This window comes from Saccharothrix sp. HUAS TT1 (assembly GCF_040744945.1).
GTDB lineage: Bacteria > Actinomycetota > Actinomycetes > Mycobacteriales > Pseudonocardiaceae > Actinosynnema.
The window spans coordinates 5,076,598-5,083,091 of sequence record NZ_CP160453.1 but is presented as its reverse complement, the minus strand read 5'-3'; the positions used below and the strand labels follow the sequence as shown (position 1 = coordinate 5,083,091).

Genomic DNA, 6,494 nt, shown 5'->3' with positions numbered 1-6,494 from the left:
CACGAGTTCGCGAAAACAACCACGTGACGCCACTTCGACCACCTGCGGTGGGCGTTTCCCGGTGTGGCCCGGGACCGGTCGCGCCCGCACGGCGCGTCGGTCCACGTAACCACGGGAAGCGTTCGCGGAAGGCACGGCCGAGCGAACTCTAAGGAGTGCCCTAAAGGGGCCGGAGCGGTTAGGGAACTCCCTACACATCCGTCCCGGGAACGAAAGTCCCCGTTCACGCGGATACGGTGGCGGAACTGACCGATCGAGCACCCAGGGGATGCAACGGTGTCCGAGAGCATTGCCGCTTCGTCCGCCGCTCCCGCCACTCCGCCCGGAGGGGGTCGGGCCGCCGCGGTGCTGGCCGTCGTCTGGGACCTGGGCCTGCCGCTCGTCGCGTACTACGCGCTGCACCTGCTCGGCGCGTCCGACTGGGTCGCGCTGCTGGCGGCCACCGCGACCGCGACGGGGCGACTCGTCTGGGTCGCGCTGCGCACCCGGCAGGTGACCTGGTTCGCCGCGGTCATGATGATGGTCTTCGGCCTCGGGCTGGCGCTGGGCTTCCTCAGCGGCGATCCGAGGTTCCTGCTGGTGAAGGACTCGTTCGGCACCGCGGGCGCGGGGCTGGTCCACCTGATCAGCCTGGCCGGGGCGCGTCCGTTCGCGCTCGCGGCGGTCCAGACGTGGAAGCCGGCGCAGGCCGCCGAGTTCGGCGAGCTGTACCGGACCGTTCCGGAGACGCGTCGGCTGTTCCGGCTGAGCGGGCTCGTCTGGGGGGTGGGGTTGATCGCCGAGGCGGTCCTGCGACTACCCGTCATCTACCTGGTGCCGGTCGACGTGGCGGTGGGCCTGTCGGCGTTGATGATGGCCGTGTTCGTCGCGGCGATCCTCACCTGGAACCTGCTCCACATCGCCCGCGTCCGCACCCGTTCACCGCACGCGTGGGTGGGCCACTCGGCCGACCGGCGGTAGTGGAATCCGAACCGGTGAGCCAGGAGCCGAACAGCCCAATTTGCGAAGCGAATGCCAATTGGGACGCCGGAGTCACGGGCATCACGCCCCCCAGGACATAGAAGCCGCAGCGGGACGACCGGGAGTATAATCCTTTAAACCAATTAATGCGAATAACCCTCACATGCAGCGCGGCGGTTTTCCTCCGGCACCCCGAATGAGTTGCCGGGATACCGGTCACGCAATAACGTGGCGTGCGGAAGTGCTCATCGGCGAGCAACACCCGACGGACACCGGTGTTCCGTTCCTGATGGAGGCTGCTGATGGCTCCGGGCACGCGCGTACTGGCCGAAACCGCCGACGCGATGCTGGGCGATCTCGACAAGCTCGTGCAACGCGTCAACGAGCTGTCCCCCGAGCACCGCGCGCTGGACGAGGTGGTGCGGCGCAACAACGCCGCCGACATGGCGATCAGCCTGTCCAACTCGATCACCATCTTCCTGGGCCTGGCGCGCGACCTGCGCCCGACCGTGGAGACCGACCACGAGTGGGAGATGCGCGGCGCCTCCCTGGGGTGGGCGCGGCGCGTCATGAACAGCGGCGTGGTCGACCTGCCCGGACTGCTGAAGATCAGCACCTCGGCGCACGTGATCGTGATGCGACAACTGCTGTCCGCGATTCCCGACGACCACGTGGTCGGCCTGCTCAGCCCCCTCGGCGAGTGGCACGACACCTTCTTCACCGAAGCCCACCGGCACGCGCTGGAGTCCTTGCGCACGGTCCCGCCCCTGCACGGCCGCCAGCGCACCGGCGATCAGCACCGCAACTGGCTGCTCAACGTGCTCACGTCGTCGCACGCGTCCATGGGCGACTACGTGGACCACGTGCCGGCGCGGCTGTTCGTCGTCGTCCTGCGGGCCGCGCCGCCCGTCATCAGGACCGTCCTCGACGGCGAGGAGAGGCTGGACTCGTGGTGGACGGTGTGGCGGCCGACGCCCGAGCAGCTGATCGTCGTCGGCGACCTGGCGCGCGCCGAGGGCGACTGGCTGGGTGACACGCTGCTCGCGCTGCGGCCGGACAGCTCGACCGAGGGCGTGATCGCCGCCGACAGCGGTTCCCTGGCGGAACTGCACGACATCCTGGCCGTCCTGCGCGCGAAGGTCGCGGAGTACCAGCCGAGACCCCTGCGCCCGGCGGAGGTCCTGTCCGGCAGGCGGCTGACCGTGCTGGACTCGGTGTCGGCGAATCCGGCCGCGACCGACCGGTTCGTGCGGATGCTGGCCCAGCTCTCCGGGGCCGGGGAGCTGACCCGCTCGGTGCAGACGCTGCTGACGTGCGACCTGAACCTCAGCAAGGCCGCCGAACTGCTCGCGGTGCACCGGTCCACCCTCGTCTACCGCCTGGACCGGATCGCCCGGCTGACCGGGGTCGACCCGCGGACCACCGAGGGCGCCGCGCTGTGGTGGATCGCCCTGGGCATCGGCCGCCACAGCGGCTGAACCGCACCGGGGCGGGAGGAGCGCCGACGCGGCCGGCCCGACGCCGCGGTGCGCGGACTGGCCGTGCGCGTCGCGGTCACTTCACGAAAGCGGCGTCCACCCTGGGCGGCCAGGACATGGATCGCAGGACGCCCAGCGAGAAGGCCCGCGACACCAGGGCCGCGCGGTTGGGCGCGTCGAGCTTCTTCAGCATGCTGCCCACGTGGTACTCGACGCCCTGTCGACTCAGGTAGAGCTTGGTGGCCAGGTTGATCGTGGACATGCCGGTGGCGATGCCCTCCAGGATGCGCGCGTCCAGTTCGGTGAGCCGGAACCCCTGTCCGGGCCCCTCTTCGACCGGCCCCTCGTTCCAGGTGACGCTGACCACGATGGTCGAGACGGGAGCCTCGCCGGGCACCACCTCGCTGTGGCCGGCGACGGCCGTCATGGTGCCGCCGGTGTCGCACGTGCCGGGCCACAGCCAGGTGACGCGCTCCACGAGGCGTTCGCGACGCCCCAGGGCGAGCTGGGTGAACTGCCGGCGCAGCCGGACGTGGTCCACCGGCGGCACGAAGTCGAGCAGGGTCCGGCCGACGGGGCTGTCGGAGAGGGGGACTTCGCGCAGGAACTGCTTGTTGACCTCGTGGATGCGCAGCATCGGGTCGACGACCGCCATGCACGTGCCGGAACGCTCGAACAGCGACCGGAACGCGTCGGCGTGGCGGGTGTCGTGGTGCGCCGCCCGGTGGTTCGCCGGGCGGTTCGTCGTACGGAGGGAGGGCAGGGTTGCGACTGGACGCACTGCGTCACCATTCCTCTCGATGCGCGGCCCGCACGTGTGGCCGGACAAGGCGGAAAACGCTTGCCGGCACGCGGCCCCGAATAACCACTGCAACCACCGTAAGAAGAATCGACTGCAGGGGTCAACGCTCGCACTGCTTTCGCGGCTAATACTGTGGTGCCCCCCGCACCGGGGTTCGGTCACTTCGGGGACGGGTGGTGTGGTGTGACCGTTCGGACCGCTCGCGACCCGGTGCCGAGAAGCGAGCGAACAGCCTGGACCAGCCCTGACGCGACAACCGATCTTGTGAGAAAGGACACATTGCCGGTCGGGTCCACTATCACCCGAGGGCGGCGCGGCATTAGCCGCGCCGAACTCCCGCAGCACGCGATGAATACCCGCGACAGTCCGTTCACAACAATTTAACCGGGTTGGGACGAACAGCCCAGCGCGATGCCCCGAACCACCGGAAACCCAATTGAGTCCATCCAAGGTCCGCGCGACGCGTGGACGAAGTCACACTCCGTAGTCGTCCAGCGCGGCGGCCAGCGCCGCCCGGCCCGACAGGCTCAGCTTCCGGTAGACGCTCGTCAGGTGCTTCTCGACGGCGCGCGAACTGACGCCCAGCTCCTCGGCGATGTCCTGGTTGGTCCGCCCCTCGGCCGCCCAGCGGGCCACGCGCAGTTCGGCGCGCGTCAGGGCGGTCGACCGCCCCGGAGTCGGCGCGGGATGCCCCGCCGGGACCTGGTCGGCGGGTTGGCGGACGCCGTGCTCGGCGCTCGCCGCCCTGGCCCGGGCGGCGAGCGCGGCGGCTTCCTCCGGTCGCGACCGCTGGAGCGCCCGGGCGAGCTGCGCCTCGGTGAGCGCCACCTCCCACCGGTGGTCGGTGCCGCGCAGCACCTCCAGCGCCTCCCTGGTCGAACGCACGGCCGCGTCCTCGTCCGGCAGCACCGAGCCGAGCGCGCGAAGGGCGCGGCCGATCGCGACCGGTCCGCCCCACGTCCGCGCCGCCGCCAGTTCGGCTTCGACGAGGGCGAGCGCGGCGTCGGTGTCGCCAAGCCCGTGGAGCAGGGTCGCGGCGTGCGAGCGCCAGGCGAGCACCGCCGGGTTGACCCACCCGGCGCGCTCCAACCGGCGACCGCAGTCGAGCAGGCGCTCCACCCTGATCGACGCCGGCTCGTCGCCCTGCGGGGCCAGGGCTCGCAGGGCCTGCCCCAGGGCGGTCGCGGCCGGGTGCTCGGGGCGTTCCGGGTCGGTGCTCAGCAGGTGGTGCGCGCGCCGCGGGTCGGGCAGGCTCAGCACCGCCGCGCCGAGCAGCAGCCCCGTGGTGCTCCCGGTGGCGGACGGTTCCCGCTCGACGGACGCCAGGAGGTCGTCGGCCTGGCCGACGAGCCCCTGGGCGAGCAGCCTCAGCGCCGAAGCGACGGCGGTGGTGGCGGCGGCGTCCGGCGCCTGGTGGTCGCGCGCGTACTGGGCCGCGAGCGCCGACAGGGGGGCCGCGTCGAGCGGGCGGTCCGCGAGGACGAACACCTCGGTCAGCAAGGCGGCCGTGTCGGGCAGGCGCGGGTCCTCGGGCGTCAGCTCACGCATCAGCAGCGTGGCATCGCGCACCACGTCGTCGCGGGAGGGACGGCCCGTGAGGACGGCGGCGCGCAGCAGCACCGCGGACAGCTCCCGACCGCCGGACGTCGCGGCGAGCGCCCGCGGGTCCGCCTCCCGCGCCCGGCGCACCGCGTCCGCGAGGCGGCGCGGGTCGTCGTCGGTGATCAGGAACAGCCGCGCCTCCACGCGCAGCCGCAGTTCCGGGTGCAGCACGTCGTCGGCCAGCACGGCGCGCGCCGCGTCCGCGAACTCGTCCGGCGCTGCCCGCAGGCAGGTGGTCGCGGCACGGGCGAGCGTGGTCGCGCGGGCGGTGGCCGATCGCAAGAGGGGCAGGGCCTCCAGCAGGTGACGGGTCGCCGCGACGGGCGTGGCGGCGCTTTCCACCTCAGCCAGCTCGACCAGCAGCTCACCGCGTTGCGCGGTCTGCACGGGCGTGTCGAACAGGGCGCGGCGCAGCACGCGGGCGGCCTGGTCGCGCGCACCCCCGCGCACGGCGGCGCGGGCGGCGTCACGCAGCGAGTCCACGACCCACACGTCCTGGAACGACGGCACGGCCAGCAGGTGCGCCGCCACCTCCTCGGCCGGTCGGCCGGCCCGGTGCAGGGCCTTCGCGGCCGCGACGTGCAGGCCCTCCTCGTCCGCCGCGTCGAGGGCCCGCAGCACGGCCTCGCGGACGACCGGGTGGACGAAGCGGGGGAGCCGGTCCGGCACGACCACCCCCGCGGCGTGCAGGGCGCGTGCGGCGGCGGCGAGTTCCGCGGGGTCGAGGCGCGTCAGCTCACCGATCAGCTCCGGCTCGGCCGCGTCACCGAGGAGACCCGCCGCGACCGCGTACGACCGCACCGCGCCGGGGAACTCCACCAACCTGGCGCCGTACCACTCGCACAGCTGCGCCGGCAGGCAGGCGAACACCTCCCGCACCGCGTCGTCGACCGGCCGCACACCCGACTCCGCCAGCTCGTCCACCACCGCGCGCGCGATCAGCGGCACGCCCCGGGACACCTCCAGGCACGCGGCGGCGAACCGGTCACCGCCGTCCTCGCCGAACGCCTCCCGCACCAGGCCCCGCACACCGGCGGACGACAGGGGGCGCGGCGCCAGCACGTCCGCCGCGCCTTGCACGACCGCCCACACGGATTCGGAGCCCGACCGGGGCAGGCCGTCGCGCACCGCGACGACCACGGCGACCCGCAGACCGTCGAGGCGGTGCACGAGGTAGGCGAGGCAGCGCAGCGATTCCGCGTCGGCCCACTGGAGGTCGTCCACGACGAGCACCAGCGGTCGACGCCCGCCGGCCACGGACACCAGGTGCCGAAAGCCGTGCAGCACGGCGTGGGAGGCGGACGCGGGGTACCCGGCGCGCGGTGTCGCCTCCCCGTTCGCGAACACCGGGTGCAGGAAGTCCGCGATCCCCGCCGCGACGCGGTCGCGTTCGTCGGCGGTGAGGTCCGCGGTGAGCGGTTCGGCCAGCTGCCGCAGCACACCGGCGGGGAACGCGCGCTCGGCCCGCGCGGCGACGGCCTCCACGACGCGGGCGCCCTCCCGGGCGGCCGGCGGGCGCACGGCGTCGAGCAACGCGGTGCGCCCCGCCCCGATCGGGCCGGTGATCACGAGCAGGGAGCCGCGCCCGGCCGCGGCGTCGGTCACGGCGCGGCTCAGGCGGGCGATCTCGCTGTCACGGTCGAACAGCACGC

At 73.0% G+C, this 6,494-nt stretch carries 4 protein-coding genes; 2 read left to right on the top strand and 2 right to left on the bottom strand.

Features of this window, described 5'->3' with window-relative positions:
- Nucleotides 1-276 precede the first annotated feature (276 nt).
- Together AB0F89_RS23560 and AB0F89_RS23555 are read left to right on the top strand one after the other, a co-directional pair.
- The gene (locus AB0F89_RS23560) at nt 277-960 is read left to right on the top strand and encodes a VC0807 family protein (RefSeq protein ID WP_367127732.1); all 684 of its coding nucleotides are present in this window, start codon (nt 277-279) and stop codon (nt 958-960) included.
- A gap of 302 nt (nt 961-1,262) precedes the next feature.
- Entirely contained in the window at nt 1,263-2,438 is a 1,176-nt protein-coding gene (locus AB0F89_RS23555; protein WP_367127731.1) for a helix-turn-helix domain-containing protein, read from the top strand.
- Nucleotides 2,439-2,514: 76 nt separating this feature from the next.
- Here the strand turns inward: AB0F89_RS23555 and AB0F89_RS23550 are convergent, their stop codons facing one another.
- A complete protein-coding gene (locus tag AB0F89_RS23550) occupies nt 2,515-3,219 on the bottom strand; it encodes a LuxR C-terminal-related transcriptional regulator (protein WP_367127730.1) in 705 nt (234 codons plus the stop codon).
- A 495-nt stretch (nt 3,220-3,714) separates the two neighbouring features.
- A complete protein-coding gene (locus AB0F89_RS23545; RefSeq protein WP_367127729.1) occupies nt 3,715-6,492 on the bottom strand; it encodes an AAA family ATPase in 2,778 nt (925 codons plus the stop codon).
- Nucleotides 6,493-6,494: the final 2 nt, after the last annotated feature.